Here is a 20,557-nt window from a genome sequence, read left to right as displayed (position 1 = left end):
ACAGGACGCTTCGTACTCACCTCAGCGAGTGCGGCATGGCGATGGGCAGCCCAGTGAGGCCGATGGCGGGGTGAAGCCGATCACGGGCGATGCGCGCTGGCGGCGTTGACGCGGACGTCAGTCAACGGTTTGTTAAGCTCTCGGGCCTGCTCGCGAATCTTGTGTTCCCTGCATGCCTTTCTCGCTGGAAATTCTGCTGGCGCTGCCATTTGTCATGGCCGCCGCCGCTGCGCTGCTCTGGCGCGCATCCCGTTCGATCACTGCGTGGTTGGCTGCGGCCGCGCCGTTGGCCGGGCTGCTGGTGCTGGCGTTGGCGACGCCAGCGGTGCTGCGCGGCGAAGTGATTGCCAGCCAACACGCGTGGCTGCCGCAGATTGGCCTGATGTTCTCGCTGCGGCTCGATGGCCTGGCCTGGATGTTCGCCCTGCTGGTGCTGGGCATCGGCGCGCTGGTGGTGCTTTACGCGCATTACTACTTGAGCGCACGCGATAGCGCGTCGCGTTTTTTTGCCTATCTCTTGCTGTTCATGGGCGCGATGCTCGGCATGGTGCTGTCGGGCAATTTGCTGTTGTTGATGGTGTTCTGGGAACTCACCAGTATCAGCTCGTTCTTGTTGATCGGCTTCTGGTCGCACCGCAAGGACGCGCGCGAAGGCGCACGCATGGCCTTCGTACTGACTGCCGGCGGCGGCCTGGCGTTGTTGGGCGGCGTGTTGATGATCGGCCGCATCGTCGGCAGTTTTCAGCTCGATGCCGTCCTGGCCGCCGGCGATGTGATCCGCGCCAGCCCGCTGTATCCGTACGCGCTGGGCCTGGTGTTGCTGGGCATCTTCACCAAGAGCGCGCAGTTCCCGTTCCACTTCTGGTTGCCGCACGCAATGGCGGCGCCTACGCCGGTGTCGGCGTATCTGCATTCGGCCACGATGGTGAAGGCCGGCGTGTTTTTGCTGGCGCGCTTGCATCCGGCGCTGGCCGGTACCGATCTGTTTTTCTACACGGTGACCGGCATCGGCGCGATCACGGTGTTGTTGGGCGCCTGGCATGCCATCTTTCAGCACGATCTCAAAGGCGTACTGGCGTACTCGACCATTTCGCATCTGGGCCTGATCACGATGCTGTTCGGCCTGTCCACGCCGATGGCTGTGGTGGCCGGCGTGTTTCACCTCATCAACCATGCGGTCTTCAAAGCGTCGTTGTTCATGGCCGCCGGCATCATCGACCATGAGACCGGCACGCGCGACATGCGCAAGCTGGGCAATCTGCGCCGGTTGATGCCGGTGACCAGCGCGCTGGCCATCACCGCCTCGCTGGCCATGGCCGGCATTCCGCTGCTCAACGGCTTCTTGTCGAAGGAAATGTTCTTCGCCGTTGCGCTGGATACCGAAGCGCCGCAACTGATGCGCATCCTGGCCAGCACCGCTGCGCTGCTGGCCGGCTTGCTGGGCGTGGCGTACAGCCTGCGCTTCGTGCACGACACGTTCTTCGGCGAAGGCCCGCGCGCGCTGGACACCACGCCGCACGAGCCGCCGCGCTGGATGCGGATTCCGGTCGACGTGCTGGTACTGACCTGCGTGGCGGTGGGCATCGTGCCGGCGTGGACAGTGGCGCCCGTACTGCGCGCCGGTGCCACCGCGATCTTGGGCGACCGGCTGCCCGACTACAGCCTGGCGCTGTGGCATGGCGTCAATTTGCCGCTGGCGATGAGCGTTGCCGGCATCGTCGGCGGTGCATTGTTGTACATCGCGTTGCGCCGCACGCTGGATCTTTACGCGATCCAGAACCGTTCGCCGGGCAAGGCGCTGTTCCAATGGAACCTGCGCGCCTTGTTCGCTGCCACCGCACGCATGACCGACGCAGTCACCAACGGCAACCTGCAGCGCATGTTGATGCTGCTGGTACTGAGCGCCGTCGTGGTGGCGCTGGTGCCGTTCCTGCAAGGCGGTGCATTGCCGCAATGGCCCGCCCCCATGCCAATGCCGGCGCTGGGATGGATGGTGTGGCTGTTGATGATCGCGTGCGCCCTGGGCAGCCTTTTCCTGTACCAGCAGCGCCTGCTGGCGGTACTGGTGCTTGGCGGCACCGGGCTGGCGGTCAGCCTGACGTTCGTGTTCCTGTCGGCGCCGGATCTGGCACTGACGCAGTTGCTGGTGGAAATGGTCACGCTGGTGCTGATGCTGCTGGCGATGAACTATCTGCCCGAGCGCTCGTTGCCCGAACTTGCGCGGCTGCGCAAGCTGCGCGATGCCGCACTTGCCATTGCCGGCGGTGCGGGTCTGGCGGCGTTGGCGTATACCCTGATGACCCAACCCAGCCATTCGGTCGCCGGCGAACTGCTGCAGCGCGCCTTGCCCGAAGCGTATGGGCGCAATGTGGTCAATGTGATCCTGGTGGATTTCCGCGGCTTCGATACCTTTGGCGAGATCACCGTCTTCGCCATCGCCGGGCTGGTGGTGCACGCCCTGCTGCGCCGCACGCGCATGGCACCGGAGCGCACCATGCCGGGGCCGCCGATCAAGTTGCCGGTGCCGGCCGATCTGGCGCAGATCATGTTCCCGCTGACACTGACGGTGTCGCTGTTTTTGTTCCTGCGCGGGCACAACGCGCCGGGCGGTGGCTTCATTGCCGGGCTGGTGCTGGCGGTGCCATTGCTGATGCAGTACGTGATTCAGGGGACGGCCTCGGTCGAGTCGCGCTTTGGTTTCGACTACATCCGCCTGATCGGCATCGGCTTGTTGTGCGCGCTGGTCAGCGGTGCCGGCTCGCTGGTGTTCGGGCTGCCGTTCCTGAGCAGCGGGCACCTGGAAATTCCGCTGCCGCTATTGGGCGAACTGGAACTGGCCAGTGCGCTGGGCTTCGATACCGGCGTGTACCTGGTGGTGTTCGGTGCGGCGATGTTGATGCTGTCGATGATGGGCACGATCAAACCCTCGCGTACGCGCAGTTCGCAGCGCGGCGAGATCGACCCCACCCAACGTTCGACACGCACCGCGGAGCAGCATTGATGGAATTGGCAGTGGCAAGCGCAATCGGCGTCCTCACCGCATTGGCGATCTATCTGCTGCTGCGTGCGCGCAGCTTCGATGTGATCCTGGGCATGACCTTCCTGTCGTATGCGACCAATCTGCTGATCTTTGCCGGTGGGCGCTTGCGCAGCGGCCAGGCGCCGGTGTTGCGCGACGGCGTGCCGGCCGAGCTGATGCACCACACCGACCCACTCCCGCAGGCCTTGGTGCTGACCGCCATCGTGATTGCGTTTGCGATGACCGCGGTGAGCCTGGTGCTGGCGATCCGCAGCCGTAGCGACAATGGCAGCGACCATGTGGATGCGCACGAAGATGCCGCCACCGGCACGGATACGCGGCAGGCCCGGCGATGAACCATCTGCTGATCCTGCCCATCCTGATCCCGATGCTGGGCGCGTCGGCATCGTTATTCGTCGAACACCGCCGCTATGGGCCGCGCGTGCAGCGCAGCGTGGCGTGGGTCAGCATCGCCCTGTTGGCCGCGGCGGTCATCGCCCTGTTCGCACGCGCTGCCAACGGCCAGATCCTGGTCTATCTGCTCGGCGACTGGCCGGCGCGCATCGGCATCGTGCTGATGGGCGATCGCTTGTCGGCGTGGATGCTGCTGACGACCTTGATCCTGGGCTCGGCGTGCCTGCTGCATGCCTGCGCAGGCTGGGACCGGCGCGCACCGCATTTCCATGCATTGTTCCAGTTCCAGTTGATGGGCTTGAACGGTGCGTTCCTGACCGGCGACATCTTCAACCTGTTCGTGTTCTTCGAGGTGATGCTCATCGCCTCCTACGGCCTGCTGCTCAGCGGCGGGCGCGGATTGCAGATGCGGGTGGGCCTGCATTACGTGGTGTTCAACGTGTGCGCATCGACGTTGTTCCTGATTGCGCTGGGCCTGCTGTTCGGTGTGTTCGGCACGCTCAACATGGCCGAGCTGTCGCAGCGCATTGCCGATCTGCCGGCGCAGGATGTGCCGCTGGCCAAGGCCACGCTCGGCCTGTTGCTGCTGGTGTTCTGCAGCAAGGCCGCGCTGTTGCCGCTGTATCTGTGGCTGCCGGAAACCTATTCGCGAGCGCCGGCGGCGGTGGCCGCATTGTTCGCCATCATGACCAAGGTGGGGCTGTACGCAGTGCTGCGGGTATCGTCGTTGTGGTTCGGCGCCGGCGCACTGCAAGGCTTCGGTCGCCATGCGCTGTTGTGGCTGGGCATCGCGACGCTGCTGATGGCCGCGTTCGGGGTGATGGCCGCATCACGGCTGCGGGTGATGGTGTCGTACCTGGTGGTGTTTTCGGCAGCGACCTTGTTCATCGCGTTTTCGCTGGACGATGCCGGCGCGCTGGGCGCGGGGCTGTATTACCTGCCGCACAGCAGCTTTGTGGCCGCTGCGTTGTTCATGATTTCCGACCTGATCCGCCGCCGCCGCGGCAGTGCCAGCGACCGCAAGGAAGTGGTGGCGCCGCTGCCCGGGCGAGCCATTCCGGGCACGATGTTCATGATTGCCGCGGTCGCGGTGGCCGGGTTGCCGCCGCTGTCCGGATTTCTGGCCAAGGCCGCATTGCTGCAACACGTGCCTGAGGGGCTGGTGGGACCGGTGTGGACTGCGGTGCTGGGCAGTAGCCTGCTGATCGTGATCGGCCTCACCCGCGCCGGCGTGCGGTTGTTCTGGCGGGTGCCGGCCGCGGCGGAAACTGCGCCGGAACTGCAGCCGCCGCGACGTGGCCGCATGCGTCCGGTGGAGACCGCCGCCACGGTGCTGTTACTCGGCGGGTTGGTTGCGATGACCGGCGCCGCAGGTCCCCTGATGCATTACACCGACGCGGCCGCCGCGCAGTTGCGCGATCCCGGCGCGTATGTGGACCAGGTACGCGCCACCACGCCGCAACGGAGGCAGCCATGAATACACCTCTGCCACTGCGTCGCCGCCTGTTCCCCTCGCCGCCCTTGAGCGTGACGGTCTTCGTGTTCTGGCTGCTGCTCAGCGATAGCTTCGGCCCGCAGCAATGGGTTTTGGGCATGCTGCTAGGCGTGGTGGTACCGATCTTTGCAGCGCGGCTGGACCGCGAGTTCGCACAGATCGGCTCGCTGCGCTCGGTGCCGCGCATGCTGCTGGTCGCCGCGGGTGACATCGTGCGCTCCAACATCAAGGTCGCAGCGCAGGTGCTCGGGCCGGAAGCGCGCATCCATCCCGGTTTCATCTGGGTGCCGCTGGATATCGCCAACATTCACGGCATCGCCGCGTTGACCAGCATGATTACGCTGACGCCGGGGACCGTCTCGGCCGCGCTATCGGACGACCGCAAATATCTGCTGGTGCATGTGCTGCATCTGGACGATCCGGAGGCCTTGATCGCCGAGATCAAGACCCGCTACGAAAAGCCCCTGATGGAGATCTTTCCATGACCGGCCACATGTTCATCGAATCGACCATCGTGATCTGCATGCATGCGGTGGGCCTGGCCATCCTGATGGCCTTGTGGCGGCTGCTGCGCGGGCCGACCGTGCCAGACCGCATCCTGGCGCTGGATACGCTCTCGGTCACCGCCATCGCCGAACTGATGCTGCTGGGCATGTACCTGGATTCGCCGATCTATTTCGAGGCGGCCTTGGTCATTGCAATGCTCGGCTTCGGCAGCACCGTGGTGCTGAGCAAGTACGTGTTGCGGCGGAGCATCGTCGAATGATCGCGCTGACCGAATACCTGCTCAGCGCCTTGTTGTTGGCGGGCACGTTCTTCATCCTGATCGGCGCCTTCGGCCTGGTGAAGCTGTCGGATTTTTTCAAGCGCCTGCATGCACCGACCAAGGCCAGCACACTGGGCGTGGGCTGCGTGCTGCTGGCCTCGGTGGGCTACCACCTGTTTCTGGGTGTGGATCCGCAACCGCGCGAATTGCTGATCACCGTGTTTCTGTTCATCACCGCACCGATCAGCGCGCACTTGATGGCCAAGGCAGCGCTGTCGTTGATGATGGAAAACCGCCCGGAAGTGCCCAACCACGGCGATGCGCAGCAGGAGGGGTTGCCGCAGGTCAAAGGCGACGTTGGCGAGAACGAAGAAAGCGAGAAGCAGCATCCGGGGCCTGCGTCTGAGGGTGACTGAGGCGTTGTTGCTCGGCGTGGATCGTTTCCCGGGAAGGTCCGGTTGCTGATCAAGACCTTCTCAACGGCACGACCGACTGGCGCGGCAATCAGCACATGGGGCATCGATTCACGCGCGCTCGCTGCGTGCGTTCGCCAACCGCACATGGGCATGCACCTGCAGTGTTGCGCAGCTCAACAATCACGGGCAGCGCTGTACCGCCGTTGCACAGAGCACTGCTGCGACCGCACGCCATCGCTCACCGGTCGCGACGCTTGGGCCGATCAGGGTGATGCCCATGTTGGTCGACGTTGCCGCAGCGTGACGCACGCGCCATTGCGCAGCTGATCTAGATGGCGGCGAGCTGTCGTATCGCAGCAGCAATTGCACGCCCTCCCCTAGCGCAGGATGCAAATGCCTGCGCAAGACGCCACCACCATCGCACGTTGCGTTTCAGCCGCAGCCTTCGACGTAATCCACCTGCGGCGGCTTGCCCACGCGCCAGCTGGTGACGTTGCCGTCTGCATCGGTCTCGAACACCAGCGCGGTCTGCGTGTCAGCGTCGGGCAGACGCAGCGTCAGCGCGCCTGAAATGTACTTATGCGGCTGCTCGGTCAGGCCGTTGGGGTACAACGCGCGCAGCTGCGCCAACGTCATGCCCACCTTGCCGCCGCCCGGCGCCGTCTCCTTCGGTTCACCGGTCTGCACGCGCACCAATTGCCCGCCTTCGAACATGAAACCGAAGCGACGCGCATCGCTGGCCCACCGTGGGCGCAGCAGGTAACAGCCATCATCGGTTGCCGCTTCGCCCTGCAAATCGCCACCCCAGGCAGCCCGCGCCTGGCTGGCATCCATCCCGAAGCGCAAGTCGCCGTAACCGTCCATGCGCGCAAGCGCAGCGGGGTCCGGCTGGGTGTGCGATGGAAATGTGCCTGTTGGCGCTGTGGCCGGTGGCACAGTGACCGCCGGTTGGTCGTCAGCGGCCGCAACCGGTGCGTGGTCGGCGCTGGCGGACGCGGCCGGTGCGGGCGATTGATCGGCGCGGTTGCAGCCGGCCAGTACGAGCAATGCGCTCATCAGTGCCAATGATCTGGATGTCATGCGTGCGTTCCCTGGAGGTGCGCTCCAGCGTACACAGCCGCCATCGCGAGCATGTGGAGAGCGTGGCGACACACCGTCGCCGCCATGTCATCGGCGCTTCATTGGCGGGCGTCACGCTATTGGCTCCGCAGGACCGTCGCCATGATCCCACGCAAGACCGAGCTCGCCCTAACCACGCTGCAATCGCACCGCAGCCCGTTGACGCTGCTGCAAAAGCGCGCGTTGATCCTGGCCGACGGCCAGCGCGACCTGGCGACGCTCGCCATGCTGCTGGGCAGCGACGGTACCGGCTTGCTGCAAAGCCTGTGCGCGATGGGGTATCTGGATCTTGGTAGCGCTGCAGGCGGTGTTGCGGGTCAAACGCGCACGGCAGCCACTGCCGCGCTGCCCGACGCGGACCACGCACCTGCGGCCCTATCCGACGCTGGGCCCAGCGAAGAAGAACTGCAGCGCCTGCGTCGCCGTGCAGCGACCAATGCTCGCCTGTACCTGCTCGATATCCTGCAGTTGCAACGCAATGACCTCGCCGTTGCGCTGCATCGGCAACTGCACGCCGCGCGCGACGACGATCAGATCCGCACGACCATCGCCGAGGCGTTGCACGCGCTGCCGCAGATCACGTCGGCAAGTTATGCCGAACGCGTCCGCGCACGGATCGGCGAGCTGCTGCCGGAGACATTGCAAGCCGCGTGACCTGGCAGTCCTGTCCAGCGCGCGCCAACTGGCGCTTGCCGAATCGCAACACGCAGCGAGGGCTAGCGCTGATCGCCGCATCACCGCATTACCGCATTACCGCATTACCGCATTACCGCATTACCGCATTACCGCATTACCGCAACGACAGCAGCCTGCGCACCGGCAACGCCAATGGCAATCACAGCGCCGACGCGCAGACAGCGCAGCTGCAGCACCGTAGCTGCGGCCTGGCATGAGCGCAGCTGATAAGCCTGCTGCTCGGCCAGGCGGAGGCGGCTGGTACTCGGTCAGGCCGCTAGCCGCCGTCCACTCCAGGCACTTCGCGCCTGCGCAACGTCCGCACCACCTGCCACTGCTTGCGGGGTATTGAGCGCGCTAGGTTGCGTCTTCCTGCGTCGGCGGTTGAAACGCGGCGCGCAGTCCGGACCAGCACTGCTGGTAATCGGCTTGCCGATGCGCGGCGTCAAGCGCCTGCTGCGTTGGGCGCAACACCGCACGCGTCTCGAACATGAAGGCCATGGTGTCGGCAATCACGTCGGGGCGCGACAGATCCGCCTGCGAGGCCTTGTCGAAAGTGGCCGCATCCGGGCCGTGCCCGCTCATGCAGTTGTGCAGCGACGCACCGCCGGGCGCGAAACCCTCGGCCTTGGCATCGTAGACGCCGTGCACCAGGCCCATGAATTCGCTGGCCACGTTGCGATGGAACCAGGGCGGGCGGAAGGTGTGCTGCGCCACCAGCCAGCGCGGCGGGAAGATCGCAAAATCCATATTGGCGGTACCGTGCGTGTCGCTGGGCGAGGTCAGCACGGTGAAGATGCTGGGATCGGGATGGTCGAAGCTGATCGAGCCGATGGTGTTGAAGCGGCGCAGATCGTAGCGATACGGCGCGTAATTGCCGTGCCAGGCCACCACATCCAGCGGCGAGTGATCGATATCCGCCCGCCACAGATAGCCTTGGAACTTGGCCACCAGCTCGAACGCGCCGTCGCACTGCTCGAACGCCGCACACGGGGTCTCGAAATCGCGCGGATTGGCAAGGCCATTGGCTCCAATCGGCCCCAGATCCGGTAGCCGCAGCAGGCCGCCGAAGTTTTCGCAGACATAGCCACGCGCTTGGCTATCGAGCAGTTCCACCCGGAAACGCACACCGCGCGGTATCACGCCGATCTGTTGCGGCTCCAGTTCGAGCACGCCCAGTTCGGTGCAGACCCGCAACCGGCCGAGCTGAGGCACCAGCAGCAGCTCGCCGTCGGCGTTGTAGAAGAACCGCCCGTGCATGGACGCGTTTGCCGCGTACAGATGCACGGCCACGCCGGTCATCGCCTCCGGGCTGCCGTTGCCGGCCATGGTGTACAGGCCATCGACGAAATCGGTGGGCGTGGCCGGCAACGGCAGTGGACTCCAGCGCATCTGGTCCGGCGGCACCGGGCCGCTGCCGAAGTCGTTGTGGAGCTGGGACTGTTCGATCGGCGAGAAACGGCCATGCACGGCCGCTGGACGAATGCGATACAGCCAGCTGCGCCGGTTCTCGCCGCGTGGCGCGGTGAAGGCGGTGCCGGACAACTGCTCGGCGTACAAGCCATGCGCCACGCGCTGCGGTGAGTTCTGCCCGACCGGCAGGCTGCCGGCCACCGCTTCGGTTGCGAACTCGTTGCCGAAGCCGGTCATGTAGGAAGTCTGGTCATGCATGGGCGTAGGCTCTTCGGTTGTGGCACCACCGTTGCAGGGAGGTGCGATATTAGAGAAGCGCAATGCTCAAGCCCCTCTCCCTCCGCGAGAGGGGCTGGGGTGGGGGTACGGCGGCGCGACTATCGTGGAGATCGCCTCAACCACAGCATCCAGCGAAAGCAACACATCGTTGTTCCAGAAGCGCAGCACCGCCCAGCCCTTCGATTGCAGCCACCGCGTTCTTGTCTGATCGCCGACTGCATGATGCTGCGATCCGTCCAGCTCGACAATCAACTTGGCTTCAATGCAACAAAAATCTGCGATGTACGGCGGAATCGGATGCTGCCTTCGGAACTTGAAGCCTTGGAGCTGAATCCCACGCAGACCGCGCCATAGTGCACGCTCTGCGTCGGTCATATCGCGACGCAATGCGCGTGCGTGGGCGAGTGCAACGTGGGTAACGGCGGTTTGATTTTCATCGCTCCACCGTACCCTCACCCCAACCCCTCTCACGTCGGGGAGAGGGGCTTCGATCACATGCGGCTTTACTGCGTTGATCAGTCAGATTGCCCTGGGATATGGCCGGAAAGGTCACGTCTTGCATCACCACGCCGGAACATGACTGGCCCTCGATGCACTTCACGCTTCGTACCATCTAACCGGCCCTCATGCACCTACGATTCGCATCACCTCGGCTAACGCGACTGGCGGCCAGACTGCAGCCCCCGAGGTCAATCGCGACTCACCAACCCTGGCCCTCAAACCACATCACGCTTTGGCATCAACGATGCAACCTGGCGTTAACAACCAAGCCGCAGCGCCTGACACCAATCCCGAATAGCGAATCCCCAATCCCCGCCCTCAAAGCACCCCACGCTTCATCTGGTCGCGCTCGATGCTCTCGAACAGCGCCTGGAAATTGCCTTCGCCGAAGCCTTCATTGCCCTTGCGCTGGATGATCTCGAAAAAGATCGGGCCGATGCAGTTGGTGGTGAAGATCTGCAGCAGCTTGCGCTGCTTGGTGTCGGGGTCGGCATCGATCAGGATCTTGTTGCGGCGCAGGCGTTCGACGTCTTCGCCATGCGCGGGGATGCGCAGGTCCACCACATCGAAATACGTATCCGGCGTATCCAGGAAACTCACGCCGGCGGCGCGCATCTTTTCCACGCTGGTGTAGATGTCGTCGGTAAAGCAGGCGATGTGCTGGATGCCTTCGCCCTGATACGCGTCCAGATACTCGTTGATCTGGCTCTTGGGGTCGGACGATTCGTTGAGCGGGATGCGCACGATGCCGTCCGGCGCGGTCATCGCCTTGGACACCAGCCCGGTCTTGGCGCCCTTGATGTCGAAGTAGCGGATCTCGCGGAAGTTGAACAGGCGCTCGTAATAGTCCGACCAGCGCTGCATGTTGCCGAAATATAGGTTGTGGGTCAGGTGGTCGATGAAGGTCAGTCCGAAGCCGGCCGGGTGCTGGTCGGCGCCTTCGATCGGTTCGAACTCGGCGTCATAGATGCTGCCGGCCTCGCCATAACGGTCCACCAGGTACAGCATGCAATCGCCGATCCCCTTGACCACCGGCGCCGGCACCGCGCGGGTGTCGGGCTTGTTCTGTACCGCTTCACCGCCGTTGCCCAGCACGGTCTGCAGCACGGTCTCGGCCGGGGTACGGAAACGGATGGCAAAGCCGCAGGCGCAGGGGCCATGCGCGGCGGCGAAATCGGCGGCGAACGAATCGGGATCTTCGTTGAGCAGGAAGTTGACCCCGCCCTGGCGATAGACGGTAATGGGGCGGCTGCGGTGACGCAGCACCGCGCTGAAGCCCATCTTGCGGAAATAATCGTGCAGCTGCTCCCCCTGGCCGGCCGGTGCGGCGAACTCGACGAATTCGAAGCCGTCGATGCCCATCGGATTGTCGAAGGTGGTGACCTGCATGCCCGGATCGGGGCGGGTTGCGGTGGTGTTCGGTTGTGCGCTCATCTTCGTTTTCTCCACGCTTGGGGGGCCGCAGGGCTATGCGGAGTAGCAGAAGACCCGCGAGAATGCGCAGGCCACCCTCGGTTTGTAGTTGCAAATGAAACCAAAATCAAGACACAGTGCAACATGAGCGATCTCGACAGCCCCCACCCGCCGCACTATCCCGTGCTGCTCAACCTCGAGCAGTTCCTGCCGTATCGCCTGAGCGTGCTGTCCAACCGTATCAGCAGCAACATTGCCAAGGTATACGGCGATCGTTACGGCATCGCGATTCCCGAGTGGCGGGTGATCACGATCCTGGCGCTGTATCCGGGTTCGTCGGCCAGCGAGGTCTCCGATCGCACGGCGATGGACAAGGTCGCAGTGAGCCGCGCCGTGGCGCGCCTGCTGGAGCGGGGCTTCATCCGCCGCGAGACCCACGGCGATGATCGCCGCCGCTCGATGCTGGCGTTGTCGCCGGCCGGGCGACAGGTCTACGAGACCGTTGCGCCGCTGGTCAACGAGATGGAACAACGGCTGATGTCGGTGTTCAGCGCCGAAGAACAGCAAGTGCTGGAAAAGCTGATCGACCGGCTGGCCAAGGACGGTCTTCCGCGCATGGCCAGCAAGGACTGAGCAGCGCCACGCTGGGAGCGAATGCGCGGTGCCTTGGCGCTGCGCAGGATCTGCTCCAGTTGCCATGGATGCTGGTGCACAGCGCCGGCGCAGCACTGGCATCGATGGCCGTGCCGCGGCGCTGTCGGCGGGATTTCGATCGGTAGTAAGCGCGCGATGGGCAGCGGCGCTGGGGTGGCTCGCACAGCGCGCATCGCCGCGGAGCCTCACATGCCGGCGTGCGCCACTTCGACAGCAAGACATCATCACGGTGCGCCAGTCTGCGCGCGTCGAAGCAACCGGCCGCGTTCGCGCAAGGGCGATCGCCATCGACACGATGCAAAACAAAAACCCCCGCAGCAGTGCGGGGGTTCTTGTTTGACGCGTCCGCGCAGAATCAGGCCTGCGGTGGCGCCCACTGCTTGAGGAAGTCGAACAGCTTCTTGCGGTCGAAGCCCTCGCCCTTGCGCAACTCCGGGCCGGACTGTGTGGTCAGTAGCTTGCCGTCGCTGTCCAGCACCAGCAGCGACGGGGCATCGTTGAGCTGGGCGAACGCCGACAGGAAGGCGGCGTTCTCGTTGGCTGCATCGCGATTGACCTTGACCACCACAAAGTGCGCGTCGCGGAAGCTGCGCAGCTCCGCATCGCCGCCCATCAACTCGTCCAGCGCCTTGCAGGGCTCGCAGGCGGCATTGCCGACATTGAGCACGATGCGCTTGCCGCCGCGCTTGGCCTCGACCTTGGCCGTCTCCAGATCGGCCGCCGGATCGCGCGAGGGGTCGTATTGCGCATTGAGCGCAGCGGCCGCGGCGATGTCGGCCGCGGTCGGCGTGTTGCCCGAGGACACCGGCTGGCTGGGATCGGCGCTGGGCGGCTTCTGCATCGACGTATCCAACGGCTTTGGCGCCTCCTGCGGGCTGCTGGTCTGCCCGCAGGCGCTCAACAGACCGCTCAGCAGCAGGCCACAGACAAGGGGTTTGATCGGCATCGCTGTTCTCCTCACTTCACACCATGCATCAATTTATTGATCAGCGGCGCGATCAGGAACAGCAACGCGCCGGCGCCCACCAGCGCCCAGAACCCGAACGTATACCCACCCAGCGCCGAGGACACGCTCATGCCTTCGTTTCCGCTGACATGGCCGGCGAAAATGCCCGATAGGTTGTTGCCGATGCCGGTGGACAAGAACCAGCCACCCATGCCGAAACCGACCAGGCGTACCGGGGCCAGCTTGGTCACCATCGACAGACCGATCGGCGACAGGCACAGCTCGCCGACCGACTGGATGACGTAGACCATGAACAAGGTCCAGAACGGGATCTTGCCGGCGTCGTTGACTAGGCTGGACAGCGCAAACATCAGCAGCAGGAAGGCCAGGCCGTTGAACAGCAGGCCCAGGCCGAACTTGCGTGGAATCGACGGATTGAAGCGGCCGGACTTGACCCAGATCCACGCAATGACCGGTGCCAGCGCAATGATGGCGATGGAGTTCACCGACTGGAACCACGCGGTGGGGAAGGTCCAGCTGCCGAAGTTGCGGTTGACGATGTTGTCGGCCAGGAACGTGAACGAGCTGCCGGCCTGTTCGAAGAACATCCAGAACAGCACGTTGAAGGCGAAGATGATCAGCATCGCGATCACCTTATCGCGCTGTACCTTGCCTTCGCGGATGCCCTCCACCAGCAGCATCACCGACAGGCCGATGAACAGCACGGTCAGCACGATCTGCAACACATCCGCGCCGACCGCGAGCAGGAAGTACACGCCCGGAATCGCCAGCAGGCAGCCCACCAGCACCATCAGCAAGCGGCCCATGCCCTGCGCGTTCGGCGCCGGCGCGCCGATGCCCTTGAGCTGGACGCGGCCGAACCAGAACCACACCAGGCTGATCAGCATGCCCACGCCAGAGGCCATGAACACCATCTTGTAGGACGGCATGGCTTGGGTGCCGAACACCTTTTCGGCCAGCAACTGGGTCAACACCGGCGAGATCATCGCGCCCAGGTTGATGCCCATGTAGAAGATGGTGAAGCCGCTGTCGCGGCGCGGATCGGCCACCGAATACAGCTTGCCGACCATGGTGGAAATGTTCGGTTTGAACAAGCCGTTGCCGACCACCACGGTGGCCAGGCCGATCTCGAACATGGTGTGGTCGGGAATGGCGATCAGGAACAGGCCGGTCGCCATGACGGCCGCCCCGACCAGGATCGAGCGCTGGTAACCGAGCACGCGGTCGGCCACGTAGCCGCCGAAGATCGCCGCCGCATACACCAGCGCCAGGTAGGCGCCATAGGTCCGCCCCGCCGGCGCCTGGCCGGTGGCATCGCCATTGAAGAACTGCGCCACGATGTACAACACCAGCGCCCAGCGAATGCCGTAGAACGCGAAGCGCTCCCAGAATTCGGTCATGAACAGTAGCCACAACGGCCGGGGGTGGCCGAGCAACGTGGGGAACTCGGGAGGCGCCGGCGGCTGCGGCGGTTTGGAGGCGGATGTCGGCGCGGTCGCGTCAACGCTCATAGAGGTCCCTTGCGTATTCAGTGATGGCTGGGTGCACCGAGGCGAGCCCGGGCGACGCGCGAGGATCACTTAGACGTCATGTACGCGTCAAATTCGCCGGAGTCAGCGGCCTGATGACCGTGGGTGGCGTAAGCGGGATTTGGCGGGTGCGATGGGTCTGCCGTCAGCGGGGCGGAGACCTTTTCCAGGCCCCAGGATGGTACGGGGCGTCTGCGTCGGCAGTGCCCACCGCCCTTACCTCCTGCGTCGCCGCACCGTCCCCCTTGTCCCGCCGGTAGAAGGTGGCGGCCATGCCCGCCATCCCTTCTCCCACTGGGAGAAGGTGCCCGAAGGGCGGATGAGGGTGCGGTATCACTGGCTGGTGCCGATTGCGGGACCAGCCTCGGTGCTGGCTGAGCCATAAGGCTGAAGCGCACCCTCACCCCAACCCCTCTCCCGAAAGGAGAGGGGCTTTGAGAATATGCCCGCCTTCCCTTCTCCCACCGGGAGAAGGTGCCCGTAGGGCGGATGAGGGTGCGGTTTCACTGGGTAGCGCAGATTGCGGGACCAGCCTCGGCGCTGGCTGATCCAAGGCTGATCCAAGAGGATGAAGCCCGTACCCTCACCCCACCCCCTGCTCCGCGCCCCGGCACGCGCTGGCGGCGCGGGCGCGCCAATCCACGCGCGCCCGTGCGCGCCAGCAATGCCTTATCGCTCCGCCGGGAGAGGGGCTCCAGCGCACTCCACCTTACCGCTGCGCAGCGTTCGCCTCGCCGAGCCGCTTGCCCTGCTCAGCTGCTCGCGCTGCTCGGTTCGACCCCTCATCAGACGTGTTCGCTCCCGCTCGGCTGGGCGCCCTGCTCAATCGTTCCGAGCGTCCGCACTGCCTTGCGGTGGGCGGCTATCCACGCCCACCGAGGTGCGCACGTCGAACAGTTCCGGGAAAAACGTCAGTGCCAGCGCCTGCTGCAAGAATCCCACGCCGCTGGAGCCGCCGGTGCCGCGCTTGAAGCCGATCACCCGCATCACCGTGCGCATGTGGCGGAAGCGCCACAGCTGGAACTGGGTTTCCACATCCACCAGGTCCTCGCACAGCGAGTACTCGCGCCAGTAGCGGTCGGTGTTTTCGTAAATGCGCTCGAAGACCGGCCGCAGGCTGTCGTCGGCCACATGTGCGGCGGTCCAGTCGCGGGCCTGGTAGTGCTGCGGAATCGCGTGACCGAAGCGCGCCAGATAGCGCAGGAACTCCTCGTACAGGCTGGGTGCTTCCAGCGCCTCGCGCAGCCGCGCCTGACCGTGCGGGTCGTAGGCGAACACCTGCAGCATCTGCGGATTCTTGTTGCCAAGCAGAAACTCGATGTAGCGGTATTGCAGCGACTGGAAGCCCGAGGAGGGCCCCAGCACATCGCGAAACCCCATGTATTCGCTCGGGGTGAGCGTTTCAAGCACCGACCACTGCTCGGTCAATTGCCGCAGTACCTGCTTGCTGCGCGCCAGCACCTTGCGGCACTGCCAGACTTCGTCGCGCTGCAGATGCACGATGGCCGCGCGCAACTCGTGCGCCAGCAGCTTCAGCCACAGCTCGGAGGTCTGGTGCTGGATGATGAAGAGCATTTCATCGTGATGCGCCGGCTCGGACAGCGGCTGCTGCGCAGACAGCAATTGGTCCAGCCGCAGATAGCCGCCGTAGGTCAGCCGCCCCTCCAGGTCGGTGTGGATGCCAGGTTCCAGGTCACGCAGGTTCTTGTCGACGGGCATGGCATCGCGCTGAAGATCGGGCCACGCAGGGTAGCGCAGCGGCGGCGGGGATTCGGGATTCGGGATTCGGGATTCGGGATTCGGGATTCGGGATTGGCGGATGGCGGATGGCGGATGGCAGATTGCAGATTGCAGATGACGAAGCGTATTGGGCCACGGCCATCGCCGGCCCTGGCTGGCTGCTTGCAGCCCCGGCGGGATTGCTTGAGGGGATCTGGGCCAGCGAGATACCTGCGCAGGTGCCTCGTAGAAAATCCGTATGCACGATTGGCACGCGCAGGCCTCAGCGTCGAGCCCGCTTCGTTCACCTCTGAACCACTCAGCAGGCGCGCGGTGGGGTCTCAGCCACTGCGCCGCTGTCACCGTATCGTCAATCTAGGTCTGCAAATTCATGCAGAATCGAACGGCGCTGCCGGCCAGGGACGTGGCCGGACCAGGGGAGCGTTTCACGTCTCAAGGATCAGGGGACTCTCATCTCATGCATGTGTTGCAGCGTCGTGCAGCCGTATTCTTGTGTGCGCTGGCCGTGGCCGGTCACGCCAATGCCCAGGTCGTCATCAGCCAGGTCTACGGCGGTGGCGGCAATAGCGGCGCCACCCTCCGCAGCGATTTCATCGAGCTGCACAACATCGGCAGTGCCCCGGTCAGCCTGGATGGCTGGTCGGTGCAGTACGCCTCCGCCGCCGGCAGCAGCTGGCAGGTCACCCCGCTGGCGGGCACTGTCGCGGCCGGCGGCTATTACCTGATCAAGCAGGCCGACGGCAGCGGCGGCAGCGTGGCGCTGCCCGCACCCGACGCCACCGGCACGCTGGCCATGAGCGGCACCGCCGGCAAGGTGGCGCTGAGTACCACGGCGGGCGCGCTGAGCGGTACCTGCCCTACCGGCAATGCCGACCTGGTCGGCTATGGCAGCACGGCCAGCTGCGCCGAAGGCAACGCACCCACGCCGGCCCCCAGCAACACGCTGGCGGTCCTGCGCGGCAACGACGGCTGCACCGACACCGACAACAACGCAGCCGATTTCGCTACCGGCGCGCCGGCCCCGCGCAGTGCCGCCAGCCCCGCGCGCCTGTGCAGCGGCGGCGGCCAGCCGATTGCCACCATGGCCGATGTCAGCCAGGCCGAAGGCAATACCGGCACCCGCAGCTTGGTGTTCACGCTAAGCCTGAGCCAGCCGGCCGGTGCGGCTGGGGTGAGCTTCACCGCCGCCACCGTCGATGGCACCGCCACCGCCGGCAGCGACTATGTCGCCCTGCCCGCCACCAGCCTGCGCATCGCCGCCGGCGAACGCAGCACCACCATTGCCGTCGATGTGCTGGGCGACACCGCGCCAGAGCCGGATGAAAGCTTCCGCTTGCAGATCAGCGGCCTCACCGGTGCGCTGCCGGCAACGCTGAGTGCCACCGGCATCATCCTCAACGACGACTTCAGCCTGCTGCCGATCCACGCCATCCAGGGCAAGGGTGCGCGCTCGCCGCTGGAGGGCCAGGTGGTGGCCACCTCGGGCATCGTGACGGCACGCCGCAGCGCCGGGTTCTTTTTGCAGGCGCCGGATATTGAGGCCGACGCCGACCCGTCCACCTCCGAAGGCGTGTACGTCTACACCGGCAGCGCACCGCCGGAAGCGGCCGCCATCGGCAACCGCGTGCGCGTGCAAGGCACGGTGATCGAATACGTACCCACCGCCGACCCCACCCAGCCACCGCTGACCGAGATCGGCGGCAGCGTCACCGTACTGGCCGATTCCACCGGCAACCCGTTGCCGTCGCCGATAATCCTGCGCCCCGACCTTCCCAACCGCAACGGCGCTTATGACCAGCTCGAAGCACTGGAAGGCATGCGCGTGGCCGCCGCCAGCCTCACCGTCAATACCCCCACCGGCGGCAGCGTCAACGAGACCAATGCCACGGCGACCAGCAATGGCGTGTTCCATGCCGTGGTCACCGGCGTGCCGCGCGCCTTCCGCGAGCCGGGCGTGCAGTTGCCCGACCCGCTGCCGGCCGGTTCGCCAGCCGGGGTGCCGCGCTGGAATACCAACCCGGAAGTGATCGCGGTCGGCAGTGCCGGCGTCGGCGCCGAGCGCCTGGATCTGGCCTCCGGCTGCATGGTGTTCAACGTGGTCGGCCCGCTGGATTACAGCTTCCGCCGCTACACGCTATACCCGGAACGTACCCCGCAGGTGGTCTGTAACGATGCGGATAAACCGCGTCCGGCACCGATGCCGCAGGCTGACGACGTGGCCGTGGCCACCTACAACATGGAGCGCTTCTTCGACGACCAGAACGACCCGGCGATCGGCGAACCGGTGCTCACGCCGGCCGCCTTTCAGGCCCGCCTAAACAAGGCCTCGCTGGCGATCCGCCGTTATCTGCATCTGCCCGATATCCTGGGCACGGTGGAAGTGGAAAGCCTGAGCGTATTGCAGGCGTTGGCGGCGCGCATCAATGCCGACGCAGTGGCCGGCGGGCAGTCCAATCCGCAATACGTGGCCTACCTGCAGGAAGGCAACGACGTGGGCGGCATCGACGTCGGTTTTCTGGTAAAGACCGCCTGGGTCGCCGGCGGCGTGCCGCGGGTGGAAGTGCTCTCCATCGCCCAGGAAGGCAAGACCGCCACCTGGACCGAGCCGGGCGGCGGCGTGAGCCTGCTCAACGACCGCCCACCGCTGGTGCTCACCGCCAACGTGCATCAGGCCGATGGCCGCACGCTGCCGCTGACCGCCATCGTGGTGCACCAGCGTTCGCTCAACGGCGCCGAGACCGACGATGCGGCCGGCATGCGCATCCGCGCCAAGCGCCAGGCGCAGGCCGAGTATCTGGCGCGCCTGCTGCAGACGCGTCAGCAAGTGAACCCTGACGAAAAAGTACTGGTGATGGGCGACTTCAACGCCTTCGAATTCAACGACGGCTATGTGGATGCGATGGGCACGGTCACCGGCAAACCGGCGCCGGATGCGCAGACCGTGGTGGGCGGCGATGGTGCCGATCTGGTCAACCCGGACTACACCGACCTGACCTGGTTCAACACGCCCGACCAGAGCTATTCGTACGCCTTCGACGGCAACGTGCAGTCGCTGGATCACATCCTGGCCAACGAGGCGCTGATGCGTTCGCCGCAGATCGCCTCGTTGTTGGTAGGCCATGCGCGCATCAATGCCGACTTCCCCGGCACCGCGCGCAACGATGCCAATACGCCCACGCGCTTGTCCGATCACGATCCCACCGTGGTGTTGTTGCGCATGAGCAAACAGGTCAACGCGGACCTGGGCGTGGCGGTCACGGCGGCACGCGCGCAGGTCACTGAAGGCGAGCGCATCGACTACACGGTGGATGTGGAAAACCGCGGGCCGGATCGGGCACCGTTCACGGCCCTGGCGCTGGTGTTCGACCTGCCGGTGCGGGCACGTATCACGGCTCCGACGGGTTGGATTTGCCAGAACCAGACCAATGCCACGCAGACCACGTTCACCTGCAATCTGCCCGCATTGAACCCTGGCGTCATGCAGAGCTTTGCGGTGCAACTCGATACTGGCTCGGAACTGGCAGGCCGCACCTTGATGCTGGCCGGGTCGGTCGCCTCGCAATCGCCCGATCCGCAATCGGACAACAACACCGACACTGCGGCCGTCACGGTGCAGGCACGACCGCAACCCCGCAGCGACCTGGCGGTACGTTTCGACGGCCCTGCCAGCCTGCCGACCACCGCCTTCAACGCCACCTATCGTGTGCTGGTGAGCAACGTCGGTGCCGCACCGGCGCAAGGCCCCAGCCTGGTGATCGAAGGCAATACGGTGTCGGCGTTGTCGCAGTTGGTACCGCCGCAGGGATGGCGTTGCGACAAGCAGGTGCAGTCGCTGCGCAGCGCCCGCTTTGTGTGCGGCACGGCGGCGGTGGTATTGCCCGGCGTCCAGGCAGCCTTCCAATTGACGGTCGCGGCCAAACCCGTCCCGGCCGAAGGCGCGGTGCGGGTGCAAGCCACGGCTACGTCCAGCTCGCCCGATGCCAATCCAGCCGACAACACTGCGCTGATCGTCACCCCGATCGGCGGAGGTGATGGGCGCCGCTGATCGCAGTGCAACACGTCGCAGTTTTCTACTGCGACAAAGGGCGCGGCCTGGTCCGCGCCCTTTTTTTGTGCAAGCCAGCATGATGGTCTGCTGCGGTGCAGGACAGCGTTTT

General features: G+C 65.2%; 17 protein-coding genes. 10 read left to right on the top strand and 7 right to left on the bottom strand.

What is annotated here, in order from left to right:
• Positions 1–172: 172 nt before the first annotated feature.
• Genes ACCQ03_RS02685 through ACCQ03_RS02660 form a run of 6 tightly spaced genes read left to right on the top strand, consistent with a single transcriptional unit; the run spans position 173 to position 6,110 of the window.
• Complete coding sequence (locus tag ACCQ03_RS02685; RefSeq protein ID WP_209225250.1) at positions 173–3,001, top strand: monovalent cation/H+ antiporter subunit A; 2,829 nt, start codon at positions 173–175, stop codon at positions 2,999–3,001.
• Entirely contained in the window at positions 3,001–3,375 is a 375-nt protein-coding gene (locus ACCQ03_RS02680; protein WP_011346152.1) for a Na+/H+ antiporter subunit C, read from the top strand. The genes ACCQ03_RS02685 and ACCQ03_RS02680 overlap by 1 nt, the downstream gene beginning before the upstream one ends.
• Positions 3,372–4,910 (top strand): monovalent cation/H+ antiporter subunit D, encoded by a 1,539-nt coding sequence (locus ACCQ03_RS02675; RefSeq protein WP_057677371.1) that lies wholly within the window; start codon positions 3,372–3,374, stop codon positions 4,908–4,910. The genes ACCQ03_RS02680 and ACCQ03_RS02675 overlap by 4 nt, the downstream gene beginning before the upstream one ends.
• Positions 4,907–5,413 (top strand): Na+/H+ antiporter subunit E, encoded by a 507-nt coding sequence (locus ACCQ03_RS02670; RefSeq protein ID WP_017157947.1) that lies wholly within the window; start codon positions 4,907–4,909, stop codon positions 5,411–5,413. Before ACCQ03_RS02675 ends, ACCQ03_RS02670 begins: the two co-directional genes overlap by 4 nt.
• Positions 5,410–5,694, top strand: coding sequence for a K+/H+ antiporter subunit F (locus ACCQ03_RS02665; RefSeq protein WP_003486364.1), 285 nt, complete (start codon positions 5,410–5,412; stop codon positions 5,692–5,694). Before ACCQ03_RS02670 ends, ACCQ03_RS02665 begins: the two co-directional genes overlap by 4 nt.
• On the top strand, positions 5,691–6,110 hold the full coding sequence (locus ACCQ03_RS02660; protein WP_039567396.1) for a Na+/H+ antiporter subunit G: 420 nt from the start codon (positions 5,691–5,693) through the stop codon (positions 6,108–6,110). The genes ACCQ03_RS02665 and ACCQ03_RS02660 overlap by 4 nt, the downstream gene beginning before the upstream one ends.
• A 432-nt stretch (positions 6,111–6,542) precedes the next feature.
• On the opposite strand, the gene ACCQ03_RS02655 is transcribed toward ACCQ03_RS02660, so the two are convergent.
• A complete protein-coding gene (locus ACCQ03_RS02655; RefSeq protein WP_057677370.1) occupies positions 6,543–7,166 on the bottom strand; it encodes a hypothetical protein in 624 nt (207 codons plus the stop codon).
• Between the two features lie 165 nt (positions 7,167–7,331).
• Between ACCQ03_RS02655 and ACCQ03_RS02650 the strand changes: the two genes are divergently transcribed.
• Both ACCQ03_RS02650 and ACCQ03_RS02645 read left to right on the top strand, forming a co-directional pair.
• Entirely contained in the window at positions 7,332–7,883 is a 552-nt protein-coding gene (locus ACCQ03_RS02650; protein ID WP_209225248.1) for a hypothetical protein, read from the top strand.
• Entirely contained in the window at positions 7,880–8,122 is a 243-nt protein-coding gene (locus tag ACCQ03_RS02645; RefSeq protein WP_209225246.1) for a hypothetical protein, read from the top strand. Before ACCQ03_RS02650 ends, ACCQ03_RS02645 begins: the two co-directional genes overlap by 4 nt.
• Positions 8,123–8,261: 139 nt before the next feature.
• Here the strand turns inward: ACCQ03_RS02645 and hmgA are convergent, their stop codons facing one another.
• The 3 genes from hmgA to hppD form a co-directional block, all read right to left on the bottom strand.
• Entirely contained in the window at positions 8,262–9,575 is a 1,314-nt protein-coding gene (gene hmgA, locus ACCQ03_RS02640; RefSeq protein WP_057677367.1) for a homogentisate 1,2-dioxygenase, read from the bottom strand.
• A gap of 66 nt (positions 9,576–9,641) precedes the next feature.
• Positions 9,642–9,971, bottom strand: a complete 330-nt coding sequence (locus ACCQ03_RS02635; RefSeq protein WP_209225244.1) for an endonuclease domain-containing protein — start codon at positions 9,969–9,971, stop codon at positions 9,642–9,644.
• A 444-nt stretch (positions 9,972–10,415) separates the two neighbouring features.
• The gene (gene hppD / locus ACCQ03_RS02630; RefSeq protein ID WP_039567387.1) at positions 10,416–11,531 is read right to left on the bottom strand and encodes a 4-hydroxyphenylpyruvate dioxygenase; all 1,116 of its coding nucleotides are present in this window, start codon (positions 11,529–11,531) and stop codon (positions 10,416–10,418) included.
• Between the two features lie 123 nt (positions 11,532–11,654).
• Between hppD and ACCQ03_RS02625 the strand changes: the two genes are divergently transcribed.
• Complete coding sequence (locus tag ACCQ03_RS02625) at positions 11,655–12,143, top strand: MarR family winged helix-turn-helix transcriptional regulator (RefSeq protein ID WP_209225242.1); 489 nt, start codon at positions 11,655–11,657, stop codon at positions 12,141–12,143.
• Positions 12,144–12,519: 376 nt separating this feature from the next.
• On the opposite strand, the gene ACCQ03_RS02620 is transcribed toward ACCQ03_RS02625, so the two are convergent.
• From ACCQ03_RS02620 to ACCQ03_RS02610, 3 genes are all read right to left on the bottom strand, one after another.
• Positions 12,520–13,110, bottom strand: coding sequence for a thioredoxin family protein (locus tag ACCQ03_RS02620; protein ID WP_017157955.1), 591 nt, complete (start codon positions 13,108–13,110; stop codon positions 12,520–12,522).
• A gap of 11 nt (positions 13,111–13,121) precedes the next feature.
• Complete coding sequence (locus ACCQ03_RS02615) at positions 13,122–14,642, bottom strand: peptide MFS transporter (RefSeq protein ID WP_057677365.1); 1,521 nt, start codon at positions 14,640–14,642, stop codon at positions 13,122–13,124.
• A gap of 840 nt (positions 14,643–15,482) precedes the next feature.
• Positions 15,483–16,379 (bottom strand): tryptophan 2,3-dioxygenase, encoded by an 897-nt coding sequence (locus ACCQ03_RS02610; RefSeq protein ID WP_057679451.1) that lies wholly within the window; start codon positions 16,377–16,379, stop codon positions 15,483–15,485.
• Positions 16,380–16,857: 478 nt separating this feature from the next.
• Here ACCQ03_RS02610 and ACCQ03_RS02605 point away from each other — a divergent pair, with 478 nt between their 5' ends.
• Positions 16,858–20,445, top strand: coding sequence for a lamin tail domain-containing protein (locus tag ACCQ03_RS02605; RefSeq protein ID WP_209225240.1), 3,588 nt, complete (start codon positions 16,858–16,860; stop codon positions 20,443–20,445).
• Positions 20,446–20,557 lie beyond the last annotated feature (112 nt).

Origin of the sequence: Xanthomonas sp. NCPPB 3569 (assembly GCF_041475645.2) — a bacterium.
GTDB lineage: Bacteria > Pseudomonadota > Gammaproteobacteria > Xanthomonadales > Xanthomonadaceae > Xanthomonas > Xanthomonas phaseoli.
Note: the sequence above shows the minus strand (reverse complement) of the source record. Positions and strands in the feature narration are given on the sequence as shown.

What these genes read in the sequence shown, in the direction of transcription:
- ACCQ03_RS02685 (WP_209225250.1), top strand. Translation starts at nt 173, where the DNA reads ATGCCTTTCTCGCTGGAAATTCTGCTGGCGCTGCCATTTGTCATGGCC.
- ACCQ03_RS02680 (WP_011346152.1), top strand. Translation starts at nt 3,001, where the DNA reads ATGGAATTGGCAGTGGCAAGCGCAATCGGCGTCCTCACCGCATTGGCG.
- ACCQ03_RS02675 (WP_057677371.1), top strand. Translation starts at nt 3,372, where the DNA reads ATGAACCATCTGCTGATCCTGCCCATCCTGATCCCGATGCTGGGCGCG.
- ACCQ03_RS02670 (WP_017157947.1), top strand. Translation starts at nt 4,907, where the DNA reads ATGAATACACCTCTGCCACTGCGTCGCCGCCTGTTCCCCTCGCCGCCC.
- ACCQ03_RS02665 (WP_003486364.1), top strand. Translation starts at nt 5,410, where the DNA reads ATGACCGGCCACATGTTCATCGAATCGACCATCGTGATCTGCATGCAT.
- ACCQ03_RS02660 (WP_039567396.1), top strand. Translation starts at nt 5,691, where the DNA reads ATGATCGCGCTGACCGAATACCTGCTCAGCGCCTTGTTGTTGGCGGGC.
- ACCQ03_RS02655 (WP_057677370.1), bottom strand. Translation starts at nt 7,166, where the DNA reads ATGAGCGCATTGCTCGTACTGGCCGGCTGCAACCGCGCCGATCAATCG.
- ACCQ03_RS02650 (WP_209225248.1), top strand. Translation starts at nt 7,332, where the DNA reads ATGATCCCACGCAAGACCGAGCTCGCCCTAACCACGCTGCAATCGCAC.
- hmgA (WP_057677367.1), bottom strand. Translation starts at nt 9,575, where the DNA reads ATGCATGACCAGACTTCCTACATGACCGGCTTCGGCAACGAGTTCGCA.
- ACCQ03_RS02635 (WP_209225244.1), bottom strand. Translation starts at nt 9,971, where the DNA reads ATGACCGACGCAGAGCGTGCACTATGGCGCGGTCTGCGTGGGATTCAG.
- hppD (WP_039567387.1), bottom strand. Translation starts at nt 11,531, where the DNA reads ATGAGCGCACAACCGAACACCACCGCAACCCGCCCCGATCCGGGCATG.
- ACCQ03_RS02625 (WP_209225242.1), top strand. Translation starts at nt 11,655, where the DNA reads ATGAGCGATCTCGACAGCCCCCACCCGCCGCACTATCCCGTGCTGCTC.
- ACCQ03_RS02620 (WP_017157955.1), bottom strand. Translation starts at nt 13,110, where the DNA reads ATGCCGATCAAACCCCTTGTCTGTGGCCTGCTGCTGAGCGGTCTGTTG.
- ACCQ03_RS02615 (WP_057677365.1), bottom strand. Translation starts at nt 14,642, where the DNA reads ATGAGCGTTGACGCGACCGCGCCGACATCCGCCTCCAAACCGCCGCAG.
- ACCQ03_RS02610 (WP_057679451.1), bottom strand. Translation starts at nt 16,379, where the DNA reads ATGCCCGTCGACAAGAACCTGCGTGACCTGGAACCTGGCATCCACACC.
- ACCQ03_RS02605 (WP_209225240.1), top strand. Translation starts at nt 16,858, where the DNA reads ATGCATGTGTTGCAGCGTCGTGCAGCCGTATTCTTGTGTGCGCTGGCC.